Source organism: Halorubrum sp. AJ67 (assembly GCF_000513435.1).
Window position 1 is genome coordinate 118,794 of record NZ_CBVY010000001.1, and the last position, 21,151, is coordinate 139,944.

Genomic DNA, 21,151 nt, shown 5'->3' on the forward strand with positions numbered 1-21,151 from the left:
TCGCGTGTCCGAACACACGAACACAGACGGCGACCGCGACGAGGCGGCGTTGGCCACGGCCCGCGCCCGCTTGTACGGGCTGTTGGCCGCGACCTTCGACGGAGAGACGGAAACGACCGCCGCCGCGCTCGACCGGGGAGCGTTCGTGACCGTCGCCGACGTGTTCCCGATCGACATCGAGACGGCGGACCTGCGCGGCGACGGCCACGACGCCGACTCGCTGGCGATCGGGTACGACAACCTGTTCGTCGTCCCCGGGACTCACTACGTCCCGCCGTTCGCGTCCGCTCACGCAGCCGATCCGAGCGAGGCGTTCGAGTCGGATTCGCGGTATCACACCGCTGGAGAGGCCGGAGAGCTCCTCGGGAACCCGGCCGCCGACATGGCGAAGCTGTACGCCGCCGCCGGGTTCTCACCCGGGCGCGGCGACGACATTCCGGACCACGTCGCCGCCTGCTTCGAGTTCATGCGCGCGCTCTGCGAGCGTGAGGCGACGCTCCTCGAGGGCGGCGGAAGCGAGTCCAACCTCGACGCGGTTCGCGAACTCCAAGCCCGGGCGCTCTCCCAACTTGGCTGGATCGACCGGTTCGAGGAGGCAGTCGCGAGCCGCGACAGCGTCGAAGGCGTCTTCGCCGCGATCGCTCGTCTCGCCCGGACGTTCACCGCGTGGGACGCACATGACGTCGTCCACGCCGACGAACAGCCGTCCGAAACCACGCCAGCGTAACCACACCAACGATGACAACCACCAACATCTCAGACGAAGACCTCCGTGATCGCCTCCGCGTCGTCGACGACCCGGCGCTCGATACAGATATCGTTAGCGCCGGGCTCGTCACCGACATCGTCGTCGACGACGGGACCGCCGCCGTTGAGCTCGCGCTCGGCGCGCCGCACGCCCCGGACGAGGCTGCCATCGCGGAACGCGTCCGCGAGGTCGCCGACGACGCGGGGATCGACGTCGAACTCTCGGCGAACGTCCCGCTGTTCGACGCCGCCGAGTCGTCGGTCCTACCCGGCGTCAAGAACGTGATCGCCGTCGCCTCCGGGAAGGGCGGCGTCGGAAAGAGTACCGTCGCCGTCAACCTAGCCGCCGGCCTCGCCGACCGCGGGGCGAACGTCGGGCTGTTCGACGCCGACGTGTACGGCCCGAACGTCCCGCAGATGCTCGGCGCAGACGCCGACCCCGATGTGACGACCGTCGACGGCGAAGACCGAATCGAACCGCCGACCGCCCACGGGCTCAAGCTGATGAGCGTCGGCCTGCTGATCGACGACGACGACCCGGTCGTCTGGCGCGGTCCGGTGGCACAGAACACGCTTACGGACCTCTTCGACGACGTGTCGTGGGGGTCGCTGGACTACCTCGTCGTGGATCTCCCTCCCGGGACCGGCGATGTCCAGTTGACGGTGCTTCAGAACCTGCCCGTCACGGGAACGATCATCGTCACGACGCCGCAATCTGTCGCCGTAAAAGACACCCGTCGAGGTGTTCAAATGTTCGGCGAGTACCAGGCCAACGTATTGGGTGTCGTCGAGAATATGAGTGGATTTGTCTGCCCAAATTGCGGGGATACTCACGACATCTTCGGCGAAGATGGGGGGCGATCACTCGCCGAGGAAGTTGATGTCCCGTACCTTGGATCACTCCCGCTCGATCCAGCGATTCGGATGGGAGCCGATACCGGACAACCGATTGTTCGTCGGGACACCGGTGAAACCGCGACGGCCTTTCAGAACTTAGCTGCCACGGTTGCAAACAAAGTCGGTGTCTTGCGACGACATCACCAGCAGCAGACATTCGTGGAGGGGAATAACTGAGAGATAGTCTGTGCTGATTCCGACGGAATAGTTACCGCTAACACGCATCGCACCGCTCGAACTCGTCATTCCCGTCACCGAGGTAGTCGGCCGCCCGCCAGCCCCACTTGTCAAGGCGTCCACGCTCATCGACGGCCAGGTAGATATCGCGGACGGCGATACCACCGTTCATACGATTGGTTACAGCCTCTTCGGCACTCGGGGAGTGAATTAGGGATAGCTACCAATTTGGAGAAACAACCTCGTCGGTCGTTGGGAATATATTGTCGCTCTCACCCCCGTCCGGGGATCGGCCGTAGTGCCACGTTTCGGGCTTGCGGCCCCTATCTCGACATGTGGCTCGACCGTCCAAAATATGCGGCCGCTGAGGCAAGTGCGCCGGCGTCAATAGAGAGATTGGGTCTTGTTGAGATGCACGGCTCTGTTAAAGCCCTATTCTTCAGACATATTTCTGCCTGAAACAGCCTTAGCTGAAGCGTGCAAATTGACCAATGGAGATCGTATCTGATTCAGATGGTTTTCATAGCGACGTGTGAGATACAGGGCGCGAATCTCGCACGAAATCCAGCCACTTCCAACTACCGCTGAGCGTTCACTACTCCAAACCATCGTGATTTCATGGTAAATTCTTCTTGACTATTTCTACTAATTCGTCGCGGTTAGTCGGTTTTTCGAGATAATCATCAGCAGAATTCTCCCTGTCAGCATCTTTAGCTATAGCGCTGAGGAAAATGACGGGACAATCCCACCCCTCTTTCCGGACAGCAGCAAGCACTTCATCGCCTGAATATCCGGGCATACGCCGATCTAACAATATCACATCAACCGAACTGTCGAGTTTCTCAAGTGCCTCTTCACCATTGTAAGCAACCCTCGTGTCGTAGTGGTCGTCTAGATACAGGGCAAACAAATCGGCAAGATCTTTCTCATCATCGGCGAGCAATACTGTTGGTTTAGACATAGGTGAGATTCACTCAGCAAGGGATATATATTTGAATACTGTCTGTTAGTGGTAGCAATTCTCTACGCATTCTTACGATAATAACTACTGGAAGTTCGTCACGGATTTAGATGGGCTTGCTGGATAGATGCTCTTCATCGACCGGCTGTTTCAGACAAGAAACTATCTGAAGAATAGGATTTCAACAGAGCCTGTGTGTGTTAAGTTTGAAGTGGTCACTGGGGTTCAGAACCAGTGATGTTCTGGACATCAGACGTTATCTCCTGCCGTCCAATATGCGTGACCCGGTAGAACGTTTGTCGACCATCTCCATCCTCTGGAGCTCCAACACGAGCGACCAAGCCAGCATCAACAAGCTCTCCGAGGTGGTGAGTAAGGTCAAATCCAGGATCGTCAACAGCCTTAGCGAGTTCTTTCCGTGCGACTTCCTCACGATCCCACAGGTAGTACAGGATAGCATATCGTCGACCATCACCCAGCGCTGCTTTCCGTGCGACATGATCCGTGAGCGTCCCCATACTACCGCTGAACAGCTGCTCGTCCACGTACTGTTCAAGACCGCCCTCATCAGGATCGGGCGTCGTGGAAGTAGAATCCGAGGACATCGTTATTTGGGCGTACAGCGTGGATACATATGAATCTGCCGACTAGAAAGAATAATTTCTTTGCTTTTAGTTGATAGTATGGGTCCGTCGCAGGAATAACCACGCTTTTGCCGAGATAGGGTTACCTGTGAGATAATGTTTGATGGCGATACGAATTTTCGATATAACGATCGCCCGATCTCTGATATACTCGCAGAACAAGCGCCCACGACCCCAAAGTTGGGCCCGCATAACGACTTCACGGTCTACGTGATGGGGCCGTATACTGCGTTCAACGCGGAGAAGGCCTACGACGACGCTGACAAACTCCGTACCCCCTTCCGGGATGATCCCCTCTTCGATCCGGGTAAGCACATTGATGCTGCCGGAAATAGCAATATGGAAGAAGCACTCCGGGATTTCTGCGAGGAACTCAGACACGAGCACAACTGCCGCGCATTCATCGCCACCGACATCGACATCCCCACGCATCAACAAGCCAAAGAACGGAATGAGAACCGAGGCGAAGACGAACTAGAAATTGCGGGGATGGATCCGCTTGCCCAATCGGTGGCATTTGTAGCGCACAGCGATGCCGTGCTCTTCTTATTCACCAGTGGGGGATTGACAACCGGCGTCGGAGCCGAGACAGGTGGGATCTTAGGTGAGTTCCATCTCCGACGGGGGAACCCCGCTACAACTCACAAGCCGGGCCAGCGGGTTTCGACTTACGCTGACGAGACATTCGGAAGTGCTACGATTGACGAGTTGCCGAAAGGATACGACATCCAGTACGATCGATTTGATTCAAAAGAAGAACTACATACGTCTGTTCAACGCTGGTTCGATAATCTCATCCGTGAAACCCGAGATACGGACCTTCCTGTGTTTCTCCCCAGCGAAACATACTCGTCTGAAACCAATGAGTAAGGCTCATAGACAGTATCGTCTGAACTGCTCTGCTACTCATAGGGATTAACAGAAGAGTCCGCACATCCGAATCAACTGCTCTCGAATCACTGGCATAACTGCTGTGACTGATACACAGCGCGAATCGCTCACCGGACTTTCAGCAGAAAATGAGTGCTAACTTGGTCAATACAATACGAGGGTGTCATAGAACGGTTACCACACCAAAGAGCAGGGTGAATGCTGAGATGGTATGGACTCAGCGATCCTGTAAGATGATCCTTCGGTAGAGTCGTTCTTCAATGTCGTGGAGACGGAGACGCTCGCGCTGTTTGAGCATCTCTCCTTCAGGTTTCTCAACGAGCTCGACGTGTTCGCCCCGGCGAAGACGGGGCGAACACGAGACCACGAGCCACCAGAGTTGATGCGTGGCTTTCTCCACTGCTACTACAAGGACATCTAGCGGACCATATGCATTGAGAAGGCCGGCCTCAACTACTGCGGGCGGTGTTCGATGCCGCTCGTGAACTTGATTAATCAGCACTGACGAGTACTTCGTACGCAGATGGGCCACGTCTACTATCACCACCCCGGCGACAAGCAGTTCTCTCTTGACTTCGTCCATCCAGATCCTGACCAAATCGTCTCGCAGATTGTCGGCTACGGCGACGACGTCGCAGTGAAGGTCCAGAAATGCGATATAGACGAAACTTTCTACGTCATCTACACATCCCGCGTTGGCGGTGGATCTGTTCAGGAGATGGATTTTGACCTGAACGAGTCACTCTCAGAGATGAGTGCCGACAACAGCACCATCGTCGTTCGTCTCCTCGAGATTTACCGTGCACTGCTCGCTCAGAACGAAAAAGAAGAGGGAACGCCCGTTGAGGCGTACAAGAATATCGACGTCGATGCATTACCAGACGTTCTCGATCGGACATTGTGGGAAGGACCAGCAACAGACGTTGCTGGCCGACTCGCCTCGAACCTGATCCTCAAACACGCACTTCCGAACGCCAATCATCGAACCGCTGTTGCGCTAATTCAGTTCTACCTTCGGCGCCTAAATCCGGACTTCGCTATGCCAGAAACCTCCGTAGAGACCGATCCAGAATCCTACGATTGGCGGGAATGGGTAAACGAGTACATCAACGAATCGAAGCGACTGTTGACCGTTCGACGGAAAAACGTCCTCTTCAAGCACCTGTATAGCTTCGGTGCGAGAACGCTTGAGCGAAAACACGCGGTCGAGATCGACCTGACTGAATACGAGCTGGATATGTACCCAAGTGAGGCGAAAGTCGTCTACGCAGAGAAGCACGAGGATCTCTGGGTCACGTTCGTTGAGGAGGCTGTCGAACGTGCCGGCTATCCGGAGCTAAAAGAGACATCTGGCCTCTCAAAAGCAGAATTCGCGGAAAAAATCCGAGATCTCGACTAAGCGGTTCTACTAATCTTGAAGCGTGGCGACTGTTCGGCCCGTTTCCTCGGCCTCTTCGCTGCGCGACATATTGTACGTCGCGAGCGCTTCGTCAACCGCTTGATCAAGACTCATTAGTTACCTGAACTTTGGTTCTCCTACCGTATAAACGCTTGTGTCAGCCGATCTGTTGTGAACTATCCAATTTCGATTCCCCTGCCCGTTCCACAGGGGAGGTTCTTGACGGTCTGAAGCGAAGGGAGAATCTAGAAGATTGTGAACTCCGGTCGTGGATCCTCCCCGGCGCTCGATTGGAGGGGCTTCTCTTTCTCGTTCTCATGTGGCGCAACGAGAGCTCCTACTCGACGTTCAAGAGATTTCTCGGTGTCATCGGGCTACTCGCGTTGCTGTATCCACGTACCTACGTCAACTACGGGGCCGAGTTAGCCTACGTCGATGGGACGAACTGTAAATGGAAACCGTGGGTGTATCCCGGAACCCGAATTGTCGGGCTCCTCTACGTTAGTATTGCTCTTAATGAACTACGGCAGAATCGACTGTCGTACCAGTCGTAGTAGGTCCGGAGCGACGGACAGTCAACCCCACACCAACAGCTTTTATTCGCCGCTATTACATGATGAACCGATGGCGTCGTCGTCGCACGATTTGTCTGCCGTGTTTCTGGTGACGGTCGCGGCGAACGTCGTCCCGCTGGTCGGCGTATTCCACCTCGGGTGGAGCGCACAGACGTTCGCGGTCATCTACGCGATCGAACTGGTCGTTACCGTCCCGTTTGCCGGGCTGAAGGCGCTGTTCGCGCGCTGCCCGCCGAACTACGACGAACTGGAGCGCCCCAAGGAAGACGACCCGCTCAAGTCCGACGAGCGGGGCGGGATCTCCGTCGGACCAAGCGACCTCACCCACCGTCGCGGGAGCGTCACGATCGTTGACCCGCTCCCGCCGATCTACCCCCGGAACGTCCCGTTCGTCGCGCGGGCATTCGGGTCTGCCGTGGCGCTTGTCGGGCTGTTCCTCTTCGTGTTGGGCCAGTTTGTCGACGTGCCGGCGACGCTTGCCGATCCGAGTGTGGCGGCGAGCGTCGTCTTCCTGGTCATCTCCCACGTCGGCGTCGTCAACCGCGAGTACTTCCGGAATCGACGCCACGAGACGAGCACTCCCCGAGACATGGTGGCGAGCGCGACGACCGAGGCCGGGCTGGCCGTGGTGGTACTCATGTTTGCGATTGTCGGTGGCCCGGCCGGCGCGCTGGTCGCGTTCGTCGCGGTGAAGCTGTTCGCAGAATGGCGCAGCTACCACGGCGGGATGGCGTTCGACCCCGAGGAGGGGGTGGGAATGCTTCCGCCCGTGGCCGCTCCGGACGTGCCGCCGACAGCTGAGGTCCGTCCGGACCGGCGAGCTGTTCGCGCCACCGCACTCTGGCAGGGCGTGAAGTCCGCGGTTAGCGGCGGCCCGGCATACCTCTTCGCGTGGGTCGGGATCACTGCCGGGTCGGCAGGGCCGGTCGCTGCCACGGTGGTCTGTTTCGGCCTTCTACCGGCCGCCGTCGGCGGGCTGAAAGCCGTCGAGTACGCCCTCACCCACGGTACGCTGGCGTACCAGCGCCGCGACGACGCGGTGGTCGCATACGACGAGCTCACCGAGACGGTCCAGTGGGCGACTCCCGTCGACGACATCCGGGACGCCGAGCTGTGTGAGGGAGAGTTCGTCGACCGCGCCTGCGACACCCGGACGTTCTCGCTCACCACGTTTGCGGGCGAGTACGAGCTCAGCGTTGCGCACCTCCGGGAGTACGGCCGGGCCGTCGAGGCGTTCGTACTCCCGGTCGAGACGACGGCGTTCGACCCGATCGACCGACGCGTGGCCGGGGCGGCAGCTGCGGTCGGAGTCTGTGGCGTCGCCGCCGTGGCCGGCATCGCCTACTACGCTCCCACCATCGCGGCGGTCGTCGCCGGGTTTGGCAGCCCATTTGGCGTCGTCGCACTCAGGTCGGCCTGGCAGTGGGCGCTTCCGGCCACCTGAGTCGATGTTGATGGCAGACGAGGCGGGCGACCCCTGATTCAGGAAGAGACGTCAGCGGCGCCGTTAGACACGCTATAGTACTCACCGAAGAGGGTTGGTGTTCGGGAACTTCCTGAATATTTATCACCTACAATCCCTTACAATCGACTACAAACAGATCTTCTCATGCCTATCGACCTCCGAACACACGATCCTTCCGACGACATCCATATCGATCCGAGTACAAACAAGGCTGCGATTATCCAACTTCTCTATACGAACCCTAACTACGGGTTCACGCCCTCCGAAATCCACGACCAACTCGATGACATCCCAAAAGGAAGCATCACTGGTACGCTCACCCGTCTGTTCAACGACGGCGACATCGGCAAGACCGCTGACGGCTACTACCACGCCCTCAAGAGCCGTGACGATCTCCGGCGATTCGCCCGTGGTCTCGTTCAAGTCCGGGATCTCACTGTCCGCTACGACGATGACTTTTCTCCTGCCGACATCGAGCAAACGGATGAAAGTTCCCCGAGCGGCGCACAGTCCGAGATCAGACAGGACAGCAGTGCCAACGACGAACCGACACCCGAAGACTGGATCGAGAGTACCGACGATTCCGAACAGGCATAGCGACCCGCTATATCCGGGTATTTTCAGGGGTATCTCGTCTTCATAGTCGACCCAGACGGGAGCATATACGAACCCACGGCCTGTTATTGTTATCTCGGATGCTGACCGGCCCTACCTAGCAGAGGAAGCAACCGTCGTTAGTCTCAGCACGAAGGTCGACGAGCGGTACAGCCACTTGACGTTAGTTCTCTCGAACGACGCCATCGACAATGCTCACCTCAAGGAGACCACGTACGTCCTCCCCGTGGGCGACCTCTGCGATCTTACATTGGCTAAACACCAACCGGCACTGGTGACCTTACAAACTGGTTGCGAGGGTAACTGTCACCGGGAATGTCGAAGGGCTGTTACCGATAGCGTTCGTCACCTAGACTAGATGCATCGGCCAGGACACTACGGCGGCTCGCTGCTTGCGTACGCACCAGTCGGCTTTCTCGTAGTCGCAGCCGGTGCCGTGGAGCTAGCGATCGCTGGCGGCGCCGTCGCGGTCGCCGGAGCAATGATCCCCGACTGGGACCAACGTGTACCGTTTGTCCGCCACCGTGGGCCAACGCATACCGTGTGGTTCGCACTTATTGTCGGTACCGTTCTCGGCGTCCCTGGGGCTCTCGTCGGGAGTAGTGTGGGTGTCGTCGGTGCGATCGCGCTCGGCGGTTTCGGATTCGTGGTCGGCACCATAATCGTCATCGGACACCTCCTCGCGGATGTCCTCACGCCGATGGGTATTCGTCCGTTCGAACCGCTCCGAGACGACACGTACACGCTTGATGTCGCGAAGGCAGCGAATCCTCTCGCGAACTACGCGCTCCTCGCTCTCGGGGCCGTCACCTCAGTGATCGCGTTCCTTGCCGGCAGTGTTGTTGCTGGCGCCCTCGGCGTCTGAACAGCAGATGGGTCCCTCACGACGCATTCAAGCTGGCGTATAGAGATTCTAGCAGTACGCTGTGAACTACCGAGAATGAGCTGTACCCGAGTACAGGAGTTCAGTTATCGTGATCGATGTACTGGTCTTCCCACTCTACTCTAGCCTTAATTTCTCTGGTACCCCGGCGGGTAGTGGTATACTCGTTAGTTCGTCGGTCACGCTGGCTTTTCTCGATGAGTCCCTTCTCGACAAGTGTGTCGAGATTCGGATACAGTCGGCCGTGATGAATCTCCTTTTCGTAGTAGTCTTCTAGTTCGTCTTTGATCGCGAGTCCATGCGGGGCGTCAAGTCCTGCGATGACATACAGAAGGTCGCGTTGAAACCCAGTGAGATCGTACATCGTTTCTGTTTCGGCTCATGTTTTTGAAATACTGTTGGTTGTTGGTATCCCATTTTCACCCACGAGAGATACTCACAAAGCTGGCCAAAAGAAATATGTCTCCTACAATAGTTTAGACTACAATAGTTTGAACTACACTATCGACAGCTATATGTTTGTGACAAATCACACGCGATTATGGGAGAGTTCATCAACCGAGATGAGGAACTCACGCGGCTCCAAAGTTTGTATGCGAGTGACACCGCGGAACTTGCCGTGGTATGGGGGCGGCGTCGAATCGGTAAAACCAGGCTCATCGCCGAATCGATTCGTGGACGAGACGATGCGGTATATCACCAAGCAACAGAGACAACTGCAAAGAGCCAGCTAGATGCGTTCGTCGCTGACGCCCGAGAGACATATCCCGACATCGAACGCCTCCAACGGGATTGGGAAACGCTACTCGAGTATCTCATCGCTCACGATGCCATCATTGTGTGTGACGAATTCCCGTATCTTGCTGATGCGGATTCCGAACTTCCCTCGCTCATTCAGCGATTGTGGGATCACGACGTCGAGGATTCCGCGGTCACACTCGTGCTTACGGGCTCAGCGATCGGGATGATGTACGATCTCACGCTCGATGGAAGTGCCCCACTCTATGGCCGTATCTCACAGAACCCGAGTGGAAAATTTCCCATCTCGACACTCGATTTTGGCGCTGCAATGGAGTTTTTCCCAGACTACGAACCGACAGAGCAGGTGTTCGCGTACGGTGTTTTTGGTGGCGTCCCCCACTATCTCCAAGCGGTCGATGATACACAGTCACTCGGAGAAAACATCACTCGAACGCTCCTCCAACAGCAAGGGAGCCTCCACGAGGAACCCGAACACATTCTCCGAATGGAGATCGACGAAGTCAACCGATTCTTCGCGATCCTTGAGGCGATTGCCAAAGGCAACCGCACACGAAACGATATCGCCGGTGATGCCGGGATCGATTCCAACAGTTCGAGCTACTATCTCGATCGACTAGAAGACCTGAAACTCATCGAACCGGATTATCCGGTGACCGCAGATCCGACACGAAGTCGAAAGCGTCGGTATCGAATCAGCGATAATCTGTTTCGCTTCTGGTTTCGGTTTGTTCACGGTCGGAGTGGTCGATACGAGCTCTATGATGAAACAGCCTACAGCGACTTAGTTGAACCCGAGCTTCCAGACTTCGTGAGCGAGACGTTCGAACAGCTTTGCCAACAGGCTGTCCCGAAGCTCTATCCGAGCCTTCGCTTTCTCGAACGTCCCGGAAGCTGGTGGCACCAAGAACATGAGGTTGATGTTGTTGGACTTACTTCAGCGGGAACGCTCCTTACAGGCGAAGTCAAATTCACTACCCAGCCGATCGGATTCGATGTCCTCTCTCGACTCCGAGAGGAGGCCACACTAATCGACTGGACACCCTCTGAAGGAGGCGATCCCGAGTATGAGTTCGCGCTTTTCAGCCGGAGTGGATTCAAACAGTCAGTGCAGGAGGCTGCTGCCGAAGATGAAACGCTCCAATTGTACTCTCTTGACGACGTCGTCGAGACCCTGAGATAGCCAACAGAACCTTCGACTCATCACGGGCGTGGGGGAATCCGAATTTCGTCACCAACCTCATACAGATAGCCCTTCAGGAGTAACTGCTCAATGATATCGCGCGCATCAGCAGGCTTGATTTTCTGATCTTCGAGGTGTGTGATCGCCGTCTCACGGGTAAGCGGGTCGGTATCGCCCAGCTCCTCAAGATGATCGAGGACATTTTTTTCAGCTGGCGCAATAGGTCGCCGCGAATTCGCCATTACCAGCACCTTTGAAACACAGGTAGTAGGGTATTGGGGTCACCGTTAGGTGATCGAGCATCGATCGGAACCGGGCACCACGACTGTCACATCCCGACCGCGTACTCGTCGACGAAACGCTTGGTCGGCGTTCCGACTATAGTTGCGATCCGTCGCTTCGCTCCCGCTGTCCTGTCGCACGACCGGTGGCGTCGGTTTCGAGCGAGCGCCGGTGACGTGTCACCGCGGCGTCGATGGCCGCCGTCTGGGGATCGTTGAGCCGGGACCCAACGACGGGGATTGGCCGCCAGTCAGCATCGTCGTGTTCGGCCGACAGCGTCACCTGCCGGCGGGGGGCGCGACTGTAGTAGTACGCGGCGAACCGCCCGTTCCCGTCGTCGTTCACCCACGCGAGGGTGTGGACCGGAGCGACTATCTCCGGCTCGAGCGATGTCTCCTCGCGGAGTTCGCGCTCAAGTCCGTCGACGGCGTCCTCTCCACGGTCAAGTCGCCCGCCGGGGAGCTCCCACCCGCCGTCGGAGGCCCGCTTAACAACCAGCACATCCGTCTTTAGTTAAGCGAGAAACCGCGTGACAGCGGCGACTTATCGAGGCACCTTTCGGAAGGAATGAGGAAGTCGTGTCTGTGCACAACAACGACTCCTCAACTCGAATTATGCGTCGGCTCACTACACTGTTTCCCTCTGAATTTCTTGAAGAGCACGCCGAGGAACTCGGCGTGGTCGAACGTGACCGCAAGCTTCAGATCCCTGCCTTCGTCTGGGCATTTGTGTTCGGCTTCGCCGCAGGCGAAAGCCGAACACTCGCCGCGTTTAGACGCTGTTACAACTCTACTGCCGATGAGACGATCTCTCCGAGCGGATTCTATCAGCGGTTGACTCCGACGCTTGCGAAGTACTTCCGCGACCTCGTCGAGACCGCGCTCGACGAGGTCGCTGTTCCTAACGCTGTTGACGCTGATATCGACCGATTTAGAGATGTGATGATCGCTGATGGAACGGTGTTGCGGTTACACGAATTTCTCTCAGACCAGTTCGAAGCCCGCCATGAGGAGCAGGCTGGAGCGAAGCTCCACCTGCTCCACAATGCCACAGAGCAGACGATTGAACGGCTCGATACTGCTAACGAGAAAACGCACGACAGCACCCTGTTCAAAACAGGGCCGTGGCTTGAGAACCGGCTCGTGTTGTTCGATCTCGCCTATTTCAAGTACCGCCGGTTTGCGCTGATCGACGAGAACGACGGCTACTTCGTGAGTCGGCTGAAGCAGAACGCGAATCCGGTGATCACGGCAGAATTACGGGAATGGCGCGGCCGCGCCATTCCCTTAGAGGGCAAGCAGCTCCGCGCTGTTCTCGACGACCTCGACCGGAAGTACATCGATGTAGAGGTCGAAGTAGAGTTCAAACGAGGGCCGTACAATGGGACGCGGTCGCTAGATACGAAGCGATTTCGCGTCGTCGGCGTCCGCGACGAGGACGCCGACGACTACCACCTGTATATGACGAATTTGGCGAGAAAAGAGTTCTTTCCGGCGGATTTAGCGGAGATCTACCGTTGTCGGTGGGAAGTTGAGTTGCTGTTCCGGGAGCTGAAGACACAGTACGAACTGGACGAGTTCGACACGAGTGACGAACACGTGGTGAGGATCTTATTGTACGCAGCGCTGCTGTCGCTGCTTGTAAGCCGTGATCTGTTGGATCTCGTCACTGAGCAGGCGGATGACGAGCTTGTGTTTCCGACAGAGCGCTGGGCGGCGACCTTCCGGTCGCACGCCCAGCTCATTCTCCACGAACTCGGTGAGTACCTCGGCTACTCACCACCGCCGCTGCTTGAACGGCTGATCGAAGACGCTCAAAAGATCCACAAGCAGCGACCAATCTTACAAGAAACACTCGCTACCGCTACACAACCGAGGTGTGAGGCTTAACTAAAGACGGATGCAACCAGCACGTGGTCGTCGGGTGTGACGACGACACCGCGTTGGGTGACCGTGGCGTGCAGCGGCGTTTCGGTCATTGGTTGGATCGCAGTTGGGAGATGTCTCGACGCGACTCCGGGGGCACACGTTCGAGGGCCACCCGTGACACGCTCCTGCGCGACACATCGGCCGCCATGCCGTCGATCTCGACGAGACCCATGCGTCTGACTCTTTGACCGGTCGTATTAATGTTATCCCAACTACATAATAGCGTATCCGATCGCTGCAGCATCGGCCAGAGCCGCTTCATCGGAAATCAGCTCGCCGTCTCAAAGACCGCGACGTCCTCAACGGTTAGCCCGTCTTCTGCCGCCCTCGACTCCCCGGAGACAAGATCCGTCGCATCGACCGTCCCATCGATCCCGACCGTAGCCGTTTCAGAGCCAAAGTTGAGGAGGACGACGTAGCTCGCGTCCCCGTTCTCGCGGCCGAAGGCGACGACGTCGTCGGGCTCACTCGTCTCGTATTCGACGCGGACGAGATCGCCCTCAACCCCGAGCGCCGGGTGGTCGTCGTGGAGCGCAAGCATGTCGTCGTAGTGCGACCGGATCTCCTCGCGGGCATCGTCCCACGCGAGCGGATCGCGGTTACCCCGCTGTCCCAGCTCTTGACCGCCGTACAGCATCGGGATCCCAGGGAGGGTGAACAGCGCACCGGCGGCGGCCTTTACGGCGTCGTCACCGCAGTCGACCACGTACCGCGTCTCGTCGTGATTCTCTAAGTAGAGCATGAACGCGGCGTGGTCGGGGAAGCCGGAGCGCGCCCGCCCCTCTACTGCGTCAAGGAGCGACTCCGCAGGCTGGTGGCCGGACCCGACCTGCCGGAGCGTGAAGTACAGCGTCGTGTCGAAATGGATGTCGAACATCCCCTCGTGGAAATCGGCGATGTACGGGATCGTCTCGTCCAGCAACAGGAACTCCGGATCCTCGGCTTTGAGCCGGTCTCTGAGTTCCTTCCAGAACGACTCCGGGACCGCCCAGGCCATATCACAGCGGAAGCCGTCGGCGACCTCGGCCCACGTGTCGGCCGCATCGAGGAGGTGTCGCCGGACCTCGAGGCTGGTGAAATCGAAGTTGGCGATGAGCTCCCAGTCGAAATACGTCCCCGGCTCGCCGGAGTCCTGCCACTCGTAGCGGTCGCGGTACTGTGCGTCAGGGTTCCGGTAGGCGTCTTGGAACCACTCGTGATCGCGCGCAGAATGGTTCAACACGAGATCGAAGAGCACCGCCATCCCGCGGTCGTGGGCCGCGTCGACGAACGCCTCGTAATCGTCGCGGTCGCCGAGATCGTCGGCGATGGCGAAGAAGTCCGTGATGTTGTACCCGTGGGGCTTCCCATCGTGTTGTAGCACGGGCGTGAGCCACAGGCAGTCGACGCCGAGCTCCTCGAGGTAGTCGAGCCGGTTTTCGAGCGCCCCGAAGGTTGTCTCGGCCTCCTCGTCGTCGTCCGCGTACCCGCGGACGTAGATCTCGTAGAGCGTGCTGTTCGTGGCCCACTCGGGCGGCTCGTTGAGCCGAGTGACGCCGAAGTCCGCGCCGTCACCGAGCCGATCGACGCTAACCGCGTCGGCGACGCTATAGCTCGCGCCGACGGCGACTCCGTGGACGCGGATCCGCTCATCGATCGCTGCGAGCGGGACTCGGAGTTCGCGGTCGTCGACTGTCGCGTCCTCGCGAGTCACGTCGTCCCGGTCGTCGAGGAGGAACTCCACGTCGAGATCGGCGGCGTCACGTGACGAGTCCGGATGTGGCGTCGGGGTCGCCCGAATGACGGCCTCGTCACCTTCGATTTCGGCGTCGAGCCTGACACGGGGACGCCCATCCTCATCTTCGGTGGGTTCGGCGCGTGTTCCGGATCCGGATCCAGAAGCGAAGCCGCTCTCGCCACCACTCTTTCGGGCCGAGCCACTCTTGCCGCTATAGCCGCTCTTTCCGCTTCTCCCGCTGTACCCGCTCTTGCCGGCGACGCCGGCAGTCCCGGCTCCTTCGCCGGTAGGCCTGTGATCGCTTGGGAAGACCCGGATTGTCAGGTCGTGGCTCTCGACCGGCGTGTCGAGCGTCACCGTGTAGCGTCCGGGGACGTCCGGGACGAACTCTTCGACGGCCTCACCGCCGACGGTCGCCTCACTCGCGCTCGGGGCCTCAGTGACCGCCCACCGATACGTGGCCTCGAGGACCGGGTCGCGAGGGGCTAGCTGTACCACGTCGCCGACGGCGGCGAACTGCGGCGGGCCTGGATGATCCATTCGGTACGTGTCAACTCGGGAACTTCGGGCTTAGGTGTTCGGAACTGATGGTAAATAGATATAATCGTTGTTGCTAACTAATCCCCGTGTCGAGAATCGTTGTTCACGTCGTTTTCGAGGATTTCTCAGAACCGGTTTCGTTTTAGATATTCGATAATATCTGCGACAACAGGCACAAATTTCCTGTTTCCGCGTGATCGACGGCGGAGACAGTCATCCAGGGATGTGTTGGCTTTTCATGGGCTCTGGCATACTCACTTCCGTAGCCGGAACAAGGCTGTTCGTATGAGTAACGACGTACCAGATGAACAAACAGCGAGAGAACTCGCAAACACGTATGCTGACAGCGAGTGTATCGGTCAACTTGGAGATGTCACTGATATTGAAGAACGTGACACTGAATGGCTTGTCGAGTTCGAGACGCACACACTCTCTGACACCTATACACACCACGTTCGGATCACGAAATCCGTCGGGAACGTGATTTCACACGACCGGTCAAGTCGATTCGAATGATTTCACCAGTAGATGAGACACTGCTCACTGGTCTGCTTAGGGAGTTTAGCAATGTTGCGCTCTCCGGCCAGCCTTTATTATTGGATGGAGCGTATCGACCTCTAATGGCTGAAATCGTCTCGACGAACGATACCCTAGGTGGTGCGCCCCGAATCGAAGGGAGGCGTATCGGCGTCCACCACATCGCAAAGCGAGTGCTTGACGCTGGAGAATCTCCCGAACAGGTCGCCGCCGACTACGATCTCGACATCGCCGACGTCTACCGCGCCTTGGTATATTACTATGACCACGTCGACGAGATGCGGAAGATCCAAGCCAAGCGCCAGTCAGTCTCTGATGAATTATCTGTCGTTCGTGGTCCTGAAGACCTAGACACGACAACCCAATCAGAGCCCGAAGCATGAGGCTGCTCGCTGATGAGCACGTGCCACCAGCTATTGTTTCTGCCCTCCGTGGAGAAGGGCACGATGTTGCTGTCGTTGGAGATGACGTTGAGTTAGGCTCTGAAGACACGGTTCTCTTAGAGTATGCACGTGAAACTGATCGACTCATTCTGAGTGAGGATACTGATTTTCGCGGGGCCGATCCAGAACTGAACGTTGAAGATCATCCTGGCATCATCGCTTGCGATACAGCTGCTTCGGCGGGCGAAATTGCTGCGGCCATTCGACGAATAGAGATGTATACTGACGAGCTCGTTGGAACAGTTCTCTACGTCCCAGGCAACTGGCTGTGACTATCTTGGCAGCACCAGAAACCTGCTAACAAACTCGGGTCACGACCCATTTTCACGTTGTCAATCGGACGGATCAGGAAGAGACTCCATCGCAGCCTCCCGATCAAACGTATACGTTCCGTACTCAGGGCTTCAAAGCCTGGAAGGTCATCGTACAGGTGTTCAACTGTGGATGCCCAGAGCGCTCCGGCAGAGCCGTACGTGTCAGGATTGCGTTCGTACAATTGCTCTCGTAATTCGCTTGCTTTGAATCTCAGTGGCGGTGAGAACGTGAGTGAGTCGAAGTACAACCAAGCAGACCCAGATATTCCGTGTGGACTCCACTTCGATGTCGACCATCAACAGTTTCGGTTCTGGGTTGACGACTACGGCGTCGAGATCGAGAGTCAACCAACTAGGAGCGAAATACGGTCAATCGCCGAAGACCTGCCATCGTAGGAACGGTTGTCGCTCTGGCTATCGGTCGTCAGCGGTCGAGCCAGTAGTGCCAGTCGGAGATGGCCTGTTCGGTGTCACTGCTGGCATCGATAGGTTCCAATTGTTCGAGAGGCACGCTGAGTTCGCGACCCATCCACTCGACGGTTACGAACTGCTGGCGGAGAGATGGCTCTGATGATGGTTTGTCGACCACACGAACCGTTTCCCCTTGCTCTAGCGGTGAGATCTCCTGTTCTTCCATACAGTGTGCCTCGAAAGTAAAGTCCATCGTCTCCTCCAAATAGATGTGCCACCCCATCGCTTGTTCATCTTGAGTGTAGGCATCGACGATAATCCGCATCTTAATGCGCTCTTCTCGCTCTTCGTCGCGCTCGGTCATGACTCACCTTCGGTGCGAGTGTGGAACGTTGTACCGGAGCTGAACTCGGTCAACTCATCGATACGACTCTCAAGCTCCTCGATTTCCTCACGGAGTTCTTCGGCCTCGTCACCGTCGGCCGCAGCAAGTTGGTCTTTGAGCCCCTGAAGCCGCGTCTCCTTATGCTCCTCGTCAACCTCAGCCTTGCGGATATACTCTGACTCCGCAATATCGTACATATCACTCTCAGAAAGTTCCGTCACATCGAGTATAGCATCTACCTTGTCGCGGTCCACACCCAACACGCGCTCTCGGTCAATACCCGCCTCTTCGAGCGTCTCCAGTACTTTCTCGTCATCCTTCAACGAGCGGTTCCGACGCGTCGTCCGCTGGACGGAACCAAAGGAGCCTGACACCGGCTGGTCATGGTGAAAACGAGCCAGCAGGACATCAGCCACATCTTGACGGACAGCGTTAGCGTTGCGCTGGACATCCGATAGCAGCGTGTAAAGATTGACCAGTGCATCCGTCTCCATCTCTTCGAGCGCAGTGACCGTATGGCGTTCAAGTGCGTCAACGAGGAGCAACGCATCAGCATACACGTCAAGATCCGGTTCTGTCCGCTCTGTCTCATCAGGTGAGTTGTCGCCACTTGCCAGTTGGGTCGTTGTGGGGCCGTCCTGTTCGACAATACTGCCAGCCTCTTCATCGATCTCAAATCCCGGATGGAGACTCAACACAGCCGGGTACGGGGCAGCATCTGGTGGCAGTCGATCGAGTTCGAAGCCGCCTGACTCGTCAGTGACCCGCCGATACAGGCTTTCAAATTGTTCACGCTGGAGCGGCCGCGTCTCACCCGTCTCCTCAACGTCGATGATGACGCGATGCTCTTGGACGTCGGTGACACGAAACCGCTTGTGTGATACCGGCGTGAGCAGCGTCGCCTCCGTTGGGAGGTCCTCGAGTTCTTCCAAGAGCGTGTGCCACGAGGTACGGAACGACATATGCGGTGGTGAGGACAGCCAGATGTATAACATATCACCGCTGGAGCCCGCAACTGCGTGAGAGATACTCGCGGACTACGGTCAAGCAGCTGTCCCGGAGAAACACTTTCACCCCGCTCGCCCGAATTATAAGTCACAGAGTGCGTAGTTTAAGATGAGGGAGCAAAGCTGGCTCGACTACGACGACCGGACCAGATCCAAAATAGTGTCACACGCTCCCTCTCCCCCAAAAAGAGGAATGACCTCTAATAATCCAGAGGCAGTCCGTGGCACCTGCTCGTTCTGCGGCGAGAGAGTCACCGGCCGACACGCGATCATCCACTATGAAACGGCCGGCGGTGAACCGGGTATGTGGGCCGAATGTCCCGGCTGTGGCGAGATCGTCGATCCCATCAATGCTCAGTAAACAGCTCATCCAGCAGATCGTCAGGCTCGAGCCGTCATCGACAACGCACCACGAATGCCGCCACTGTGGATGCAGCGTGGAGGAGAGCCTTCAACTCGGAGATATGGCCTTAACCGAACACGGATGCTGTGTTGACTTAAACTCGTGATTCTGAAGCTGTACGTAGTCTTCTAAGGTTTTCTCGTCTGTCTCTTCATTTGATCCTCCATCTCCTCCGCCTCCACCGTTGTCGTCTGTATCGGAGGCACAACCAGATAGTCCAGCTAAACTCCCTCCAACAATTACGATGCCGAGTCGGGGGAACCCTTCTCCGAGAAGGTGGAGATATGGCTGAATGAAAAGCCGGAGAATCCTTCTTATCTCACCTTGACCGGGACGGCGAAGATCGAGTAGAGCAGCAATTTGCGGAGGAGTGGACTAACCTCGATGTGAGGATGTTTGTGGTGTCAAATGTCGTTCCCTCCTACATCGAGAAACAGGGGGTAGAGTTCCTGACCGACGTAGAGTTTATCGAGATGTTAGAAGGAGAGCTGGAAGTTTATACACCTAAATTCTGAATCGTAGAGATAACCCCGTCTAATGCTCTCTGAGCGGCATCTGAACTCTCACACCCAGTTAGTACGACCTCCCCAGTTCCGAAAATTAGGATGACATAATCGTGTGTCTCAGTAAGTCATCAGCTCAAATCAAGCCCGTCTTCCATTGCGGTATCCTCGACTGCGGCTATGTCAAACACCATGTCATCAGCAGTAGAAATACCCCGAGAAGCAAGGAACTCCGTCAAACCATTCTCTACCACAACCTCCACCGTCTCAGCATCTAACTCTTGCACAAAGCTCTCATCGAACGTCTCTGACTCCACGAGATACACCCGAGGCAAGTAGATAAAACGAGCAGCATCAAGCGCATCCTCACCGGATAAACCAGTATATCGAAGTGTCTCATAATCAGCTGCAAACGACTTCAACGCCTCCGAAAACTCATCTAGCTCAGGAAGCAATCGGTCACTGCTTTTCAACACGCCGATAGCCGCCAACTCCTCGGGAGTCACCTCTTCGTCTGCTTGGCCGAGCTTTTCCCAAGCAGATCTCAAAAATTGGCTGCTTGTCGCTGCTGCACCGGCAAACTCGAAGATTTCTATAACTATTGAGTAGAGGATGGTTGACCGAGCAATAATAATGTGTCTCCCTCAAGAGAAGTCGACGAACTTAGTTCTAGACAAAATTCATTACGGGGCTAGTGCCACTTCAGCGATGAGATGCTAGATACGACCGATAGATGGCCTCTAGCGTGGCTCAAGCAGATCATGACTGAAGGCTCAGTAGTAGTGATGTCGGATGAATTTATTAAAGGAGGGAATAGCTACTCGATATTATGACAGTAAGTAGTAGTCGGATGAAGGAGCTACATAAGCTAACCGAGTATGAACGGTGGTCACTAACCCGTTTAGCGGAGTTGTCGGGAAATATTGATTTAGAGAAATATACGGTTGATACTTTGGTTGAGAAGCCCATAAATCGAGAAGTAGCATTAGACGGGAAACGAACTGCCTACCTGAGGGCGACCCGTTCTATCGGAGGTAGCGGAGTCGATCAAGTGATTAGTGATATTACACCGCTCATATTCGCAAGTAGTTACAAATGCCTCGATCTCTTTGTCGAGTGGTTTCTGAAGATTAACGGAAGAAGTTCCTCGGGCGCTTCTGATGATTGGCGATTCTCCGAGAAAATTTCTGAGATGGAGACGCTTGATTTCGATGATACTCCTAACGTCCCCACCATCTTTCAAACTGATGAGCGAATACTTGAGGCAATCTCAAACCTGTATATAGAACTCGAAGAATATCGGCACTCTATTATTCACGACGCTCTTCTGTAGGAGATTGTTGATACTGCTGAGCTGTGGCTGTCGAGTCGAAGAGGACAAGGACACCGCGTCAGCGGTGTCCGACACGGATGATTCCGCTAGATGTGTTTGGGTCGGAATCGGTCGCAGCGGACCTGTTACAGCAGGTTCGCTGGCGTGACGGT

General features: G+C 56.8%; 27 protein-coding genes and 1 pseudogene. 17 read left to right on the forward strand and 11 right to left on the reverse strand.

What is annotated here, in order from left to right:
• The first annotated feature begins 4 nt into the window (after nucleotides 1-4).
• Both BN903_RS00560 and BN903_RS00565 read left to right on the forward strand, forming a co-directional pair.
• The gene (locus tag BN903_RS00560) at nucleotides 5-727 is read left to right on the forward strand and encodes a molecular chaperone (RefSeq protein WP_228840978.1); all 723 of its coding nucleotides are present in this window, start codon (nucleotides 5-7) and stop codon (nucleotides 725-727) included.
• 11 nt (nucleotides 728-738) lie between these two features.
• Nucleotides 739-1,821, forward strand: coding sequence for an Mrp/NBP35 family ATP-binding protein (locus tag BN903_RS00565; protein WP_079890514.1), 1,083 nt, complete (start codon nucleotides 739-741; stop codon nucleotides 1,819-1,821).
• Nucleotides 1,822-1,858: 37 nt separating this feature from the next.
• Here BN903_RS00565 and BN903_RS18275 read toward each other — a convergent pair whose 3' ends face one another.
• From BN903_RS18275 to BN903_RS15375, 3 genes are all read right to left on the reverse strand, one after another.
• Nucleotides 1,859-1,993: a hypothetical protein gene (locus BN903_RS18275; RefSeq protein ID WP_255331268.1), complete on the reverse strand. Its 135-nt coding sequence runs from the start codon at nucleotides 1,991-1,993 to the stop codon at nucleotides 1,859-1,861.
• Nucleotides 1,994-2,437: 444 nt separating this feature from the next.
• Complete coding sequence (locus tag BN903_RS00570; RefSeq protein WP_052334862.1) at nucleotides 2,438-2,782, reverse strand: response regulator transcription factor; 345 nt, start codon at nucleotides 2,780-2,782, stop codon at nucleotides 2,438-2,440.
• A gap of 215 nt (nucleotides 2,783-2,997) precedes the next feature.
• Complete coding sequence (locus BN903_RS15375) at nucleotides 2,998-3,387, reverse strand: winged helix-turn-helix domain-containing protein (RefSeq protein WP_079890515.1); 390 nt, start codon at nucleotides 3,385-3,387, stop codon at nucleotides 2,998-3,000.
• A 252-nt stretch (nucleotides 3,388-3,639) separates the two neighbouring features.
• Here BN903_RS15375 and BN903_RS15080 point away from each other — a divergent pair, with 252 nt between their 5' ends.
• The 7 genes and pseudogenes from BN903_RS15080 (at nucleotide 3,640) to BN903_RS00605 (ending at nucleotide 9,236) form a co-directional block, all read left to right on the forward strand.
• Nucleotides 3,640-4,296, forward strand: coding sequence for a hypothetical protein (locus BN903_RS15080; RefSeq protein ID WP_195155661.1), 657 nt, complete (start codon nucleotides 3,640-3,642; stop codon nucleotides 4,294-4,296).
• A 286-nt stretch (nucleotides 4,297-4,582) separates the two neighbouring features.
• A pseudogene (locus tag BN903_RS15380) lies at nucleotides 4,583-4,735 on the forward strand (IS5/IS1182 family transposase); the annotation flags it as partial.
• A gap of 105 nt (nucleotides 4,736-4,840) precedes the next feature.
• Nucleotides 4,841-5,716, forward strand: coding sequence for a hypothetical protein (locus BN903_RS00585; protein ID WP_048075864.1), 876 nt, complete (start codon nucleotides 4,841-4,843; stop codon nucleotides 5,714-5,716).
• Between the two features lie 290 nt (nucleotides 5,717-6,006).
• Nucleotides 6,007-6,270: a hypothetical protein gene (locus tag BN903_RS00590; RefSeq protein ID WP_228840979.1), complete on the forward strand. Its 264-nt coding sequence runs from the start codon at nucleotides 6,007-6,009 to the stop codon at nucleotides 6,268-6,270.
• Nucleotides 6,271-6,340: 70 nt separating this feature from the next.
• Entirely contained in the window at nucleotides 6,341-7,735 is a 1,395-nt protein-coding gene (locus BN903_RS00595; RefSeq protein WP_195155662.1) for a DUF6498-containing protein, read from the forward strand.
• A gap of 165 nt (nucleotides 7,736-7,900) precedes the next feature.
• Nucleotides 7,901-8,353 (forward strand): hypothetical protein, encoded by a 453-nt coding sequence (locus BN903_RS00600; protein WP_048075865.1) that lies wholly within the window; start codon nucleotides 7,901-7,903, stop codon nucleotides 8,351-8,353.
• A gap of 376 nt (nucleotides 8,354-8,729) precedes the next feature.
• On the forward strand, nucleotides 8,730-9,236 hold the full coding sequence (locus tag BN903_RS00605; RefSeq protein WP_048075866.1) for a metal-dependent hydrolase: 507 nt from the start codon (nucleotides 8,730-8,732) through the stop codon (nucleotides 9,234-9,236).
• Between the two features lie 100 nt (nucleotides 9,237-9,336).
• On the opposite strand, the gene BN903_RS00610 is transcribed toward BN903_RS00605, so the two are convergent.
• On the reverse strand, nucleotides 9,337-9,618 hold the full coding sequence (locus BN903_RS00610; protein WP_048075867.1) for a helix-turn-helix transcriptional regulator: 282 nt from the start codon (nucleotides 9,616-9,618) through the stop codon (nucleotides 9,337-9,339).
• Nucleotides 9,619-9,795: 177 nt separating this feature from the next.
• Between BN903_RS00610 and BN903_RS00615 the strand changes: the two genes are divergently transcribed.
• Nucleotides 9,796-11,196, forward strand: coding sequence for an ATP-binding protein (locus BN903_RS00615; RefSeq protein WP_048075868.1), 1,401 nt, complete (start codon nucleotides 9,796-9,798; stop codon nucleotides 11,194-11,196).
• Between the two features lie 20 nt (nucleotides 11,197-11,216).
• Here BN903_RS00615 and BN903_RS00620 read toward each other — a convergent pair whose 3' ends face one another.
• The gene (locus BN903_RS00620; RefSeq protein WP_048075869.1) at nucleotides 11,217-11,438 is read right to left on the reverse strand and encodes a hypothetical protein; all 222 of its coding nucleotides are present in this window, start codon (nucleotides 11,436-11,438) and stop codon (nucleotides 11,217-11,219) included.
• Between the two features lie 136 nt (nucleotides 11,439-11,574).
• Nucleotides 11,575-11,979 carry an NUDIX domain-containing protein gene (locus tag BN903_RS00625; protein WP_079890516.1) on the reverse strand — a complete coding sequence of 135 codons (405 nt, stop codon included), beginning with the start codon at nucleotides 11,977-11,979 and terminating at the stop codon, nucleotides 11,575-11,577.
• Between the two features lie 113 nt (nucleotides 11,980-12,092).
• On the opposite strand from BN903_RS00625, the gene BN903_RS00630 reads away from it, so the two are divergent.
• On the forward strand, nucleotides 12,093-13,367 hold the full coding sequence (locus tag BN903_RS00630) for an IS4 family transposase (RefSeq protein ID WP_048075870.1): 1,275 nt from the start codon (nucleotides 12,093-12,095) through the stop codon (nucleotides 13,365-13,367).
• 307 nt (nucleotides 13,368-13,674) lie between these two features.
• On the opposite strand, the gene malA is transcribed toward BN903_RS00630, so the two are convergent.
• On the reverse strand, nucleotides 13,675-15,663 hold the full coding sequence (gene malA, locus BN903_RS00635) for an alpha-amylase MalA (RefSeq protein WP_048075871.1): 1,989 nt from the start codon (nucleotides 15,661-15,663) through the stop codon (nucleotides 13,675-13,677).
• A 285-nt stretch (nucleotides 15,664-15,948) separates the two neighbouring features.
• Between malA and BN903_RS00640 the strand changes: the two genes are divergently transcribed.
• From BN903_RS00640 to BN903_RS00650, 4 genes are all read left to right on the forward strand, one after another.
• Complete coding sequence (locus tag BN903_RS00640; protein ID WP_048075872.1) at nucleotides 15,949-16,179, forward strand: hypothetical protein; 231 nt, start codon at nucleotides 15,949-15,951, stop codon at nucleotides 16,177-16,179.
• Between the two features lie 104 nt (nucleotides 16,180-16,283).
• Complete coding sequence (locus BN903_RS00645; RefSeq protein WP_048075873.1) at nucleotides 16,284-16,583, forward strand: DUF433 domain-containing protein; 300 nt, start codon at nucleotides 16,284-16,286, stop codon at nucleotides 16,581-16,583.
• On the forward strand, nucleotides 16,580-16,915 hold the full coding sequence (locus tag BN903_RS15385) for a DUF5615 family PIN-like protein (protein ID WP_079890517.1): 336 nt from the start codon (nucleotides 16,580-16,582) through the stop codon (nucleotides 16,913-16,915). The genes BN903_RS00645 and BN903_RS15385 overlap by 4 nt, the downstream gene beginning before the upstream one ends.
• A gap of 270 nt (nucleotides 16,916-17,185) precedes the next feature.
• Nucleotides 17,186-17,353, forward strand: a complete 168-nt coding sequence (locus BN903_RS00650) for a hypothetical protein (RefSeq protein ID WP_195155684.1) — start codon at nucleotides 17,186-17,188, stop codon at nucleotides 17,351-17,353.
• A 28-nt stretch (nucleotides 17,354-17,381) separates the two neighbouring features.
• Here BN903_RS00650 and BN903_RS00655 read toward each other — a convergent pair whose 3' ends face one another.
• Nucleotides 17,382-17,732, reverse strand: a complete 351-nt coding sequence (locus tag BN903_RS00655; RefSeq protein ID WP_048075875.1) for a calcium-binding protein — start codon at nucleotides 17,730-17,732, stop codon at nucleotides 17,382-17,384.
• Nucleotides 17,729-18,715 carry a hypothetical protein gene (locus BN903_RS00660; protein ID WP_048075876.1) on the reverse strand — a complete coding sequence of 329 codons (987 nt, stop codon included), beginning with the start codon at nucleotides 18,713-18,715 and terminating at the stop codon, nucleotides 17,729-17,731. The genes BN903_RS00655 and BN903_RS00660 overlap by 4 nt, the downstream gene beginning before the upstream one ends.
• A 154-nt stretch (nucleotides 18,716-18,869) precedes the next feature.
• Between BN903_RS00660 and BN903_RS17055 the strand changes: the two genes are divergently transcribed.
• On the forward strand, nucleotides 18,870-19,121 hold the full coding sequence (locus BN903_RS17055) for a hypothetical protein (protein WP_195155685.1): 252 nt from the start codon (nucleotides 18,870-18,872) through the stop codon (nucleotides 19,119-19,121).
• Nucleotides 19,122-19,659: 538 nt separating this feature from the next.
• On the opposite strand, the gene BN903_RS18520 is transcribed toward BN903_RS17055, so the two are convergent.
• Complete coding sequence (locus BN903_RS18520) at nucleotides 19,660-19,770, reverse strand: hypothetical protein (protein WP_154018015.1); 111 nt, start codon at nucleotides 19,768-19,770, stop codon at nucleotides 19,660-19,662.
• Nucleotides 19,771-19,797: 27 nt separating this feature from the next.
• Nucleotides 19,798-20,172 (reverse strand): hypothetical protein, encoded by a 375-nt coding sequence (locus BN903_RS00665; RefSeq protein ID WP_154017951.1) that lies wholly within the window; start codon nucleotides 20,170-20,172, stop codon nucleotides 19,798-19,800.
• A 323-nt stretch (nucleotides 20,173-20,495) separates the two neighbouring features.
• Between BN903_RS00665 and BN903_RS16195 the strand changes: the two genes are divergently transcribed.
• A complete protein-coding gene (locus tag BN903_RS16195) occupies nucleotides 20,496-20,999 on the forward strand; it encodes a hypothetical protein (protein ID WP_195155663.1) in 504 nt (167 codons plus the stop codon).
• The last annotated feature ends 152 nt before the right edge of the window (nucleotides 21,000-21,151 follow it).

What these genes read in the sequence shown, in the direction of transcription:
- BN903_RS00610 (WP_048075867.1), bottom strand. Translation starts at nt 9,618, where the DNA reads ATGTACGATCTCACTGGGTTTCAACGCGACCTTCTGTATGTCATCGCA.
- BN903_RS00605 (WP_048075866.1), top strand. Translation starts at nt 8,730, where the DNA reads ATGCATCGGCCAGGACACTACGGCGGCTCGCTGCTTGCGTACGCACCA.
- BN903_RS17055 (WP_195155685.1), top strand. Translation starts at nt 18,870, where the DNA reads ATGAGGGAGCAAAGCTGGCTCGACTACGACGACCGGACCAGATCCAAA.
- BN903_RS00630 (WP_048075870.1), top strand. Translation starts at nt 12,093, where the DNA reads ATGCGTCGGCTCACTACACTGTTTCCCTCTGAATTTCTTGAAGAGCAC.
- BN903_RS00655 (WP_048075875.1), bottom strand. Translation starts at nt 17,732, where the DNA reads ATGACCGAGCGCGACGAAGAGCGAGAAGAGCGCATTAAGATGCGGATT.
- BN903_RS00585 (WP_048075864.1), top strand. Translation starts at nt 4,841, where the DNA reads ATGGGCCACGTCTACTATCACCACCCCGGCGACAAGCAGTTCTCTCTT.
- BN903_RS16195 (WP_195155663.1), top strand. Translation starts at nt 20,496, where the DNA reads ATGACAGTAAGTAGTAGTCGGATGAAGGAGCTACATAAGCTAACCGAG.
- BN903_RS15375 (WP_079890515.1), bottom strand. Translation starts at nt 3,387, where the DNA reads ATGTCCTCGGATTCTACTTCCACGACGCCCGATCCTGATGAGGGCGGT.
- BN903_RS00620 (WP_048075869.1), bottom strand. Translation starts at nt 11,438, where the DNA reads ATGGCGAATTCGCGGCGACCTATTGCGCCAGCTGAAAAAAATGTCCTC.
- BN903_RS00660 (WP_048075876.1), bottom strand. Translation starts at nt 18,715, where the DNA reads ATGTCGTTCCGTACCTCGTGGCACACGCTCTTGGAAGAACTCGAGGAC.
- BN903_RS18275 (WP_255331268.1), bottom strand. Translation starts at nt 1,993, where the DNA reads ATGAACGGTGGTATCGCCGTCCGCGATATCTACCTGGCCGTCGATGAG.
- BN903_RS00595 (WP_195155662.1), top strand. Translation starts at nt 6,341, where the DNA reads ATGGCGTCGTCGTCGCACGATTTGTCTGCCGTGTTTCTGGTGACGGTC.
- BN903_RS00640 (WP_048075872.1), top strand. Translation starts at nt 15,949, where the DNA reads ATGAGTAACGACGTACCAGATGAACAAACAGCGAGAGAACTCGCAAAC.
- BN903_RS00565 (WP_079890514.1), top strand. Translation starts at nt 739, where the DNA reads ATGACAACCACCAACATCTCAGACGAAGACCTCCGTGATCGCCTCCGC.
- malA (WP_048075871.1), bottom strand. Translation starts at nt 15,663, where the DNA reads ATGGATCATCCAGGCCCGCCGCAGTTCGCCGCCGTCGGCGACGTGGTA.
- BN903_RS00645 (WP_048075873.1), top strand. Translation starts at nt 16,284, where the DNA reads ATGGCTGAAATCGTCTCGACGAACGATACCCTAGGTGGTGCGCCCCGA.
- BN903_RS15385 (WP_079890517.1), top strand. Translation starts at nt 16,580, where the DNA reads ATGAGGCTGCTCGCTGATGAGCACGTGCCACCAGCTATTGTTTCTGCC.
- BN903_RS15080 (WP_195155661.1), top strand. Translation starts at nt 3,640, where the DNA reads ATGGGGCCGTATACTGCGTTCAACGCGGAGAAGGCCTACGACGACGCT.
- BN903_RS00615 (WP_048075868.1), top strand. Translation starts at nt 9,796, where the DNA reads ATGGGAGAGTTCATCAACCGAGATGAGGAACTCACGCGGCTCCAAAGT.
- BN903_RS00570 (WP_052334862.1), bottom strand. Translation starts at nt 2,782, where the DNA reads ATGTCTAAACCAACAGTATTGCTCGCCGATGATGAGAAAGATCTTGCC.
- BN903_RS00600 (WP_048075865.1), top strand. Translation starts at nt 7,901, where the DNA reads ATGCCTATCGACCTCCGAACACACGATCCTTCCGACGACATCCATATC.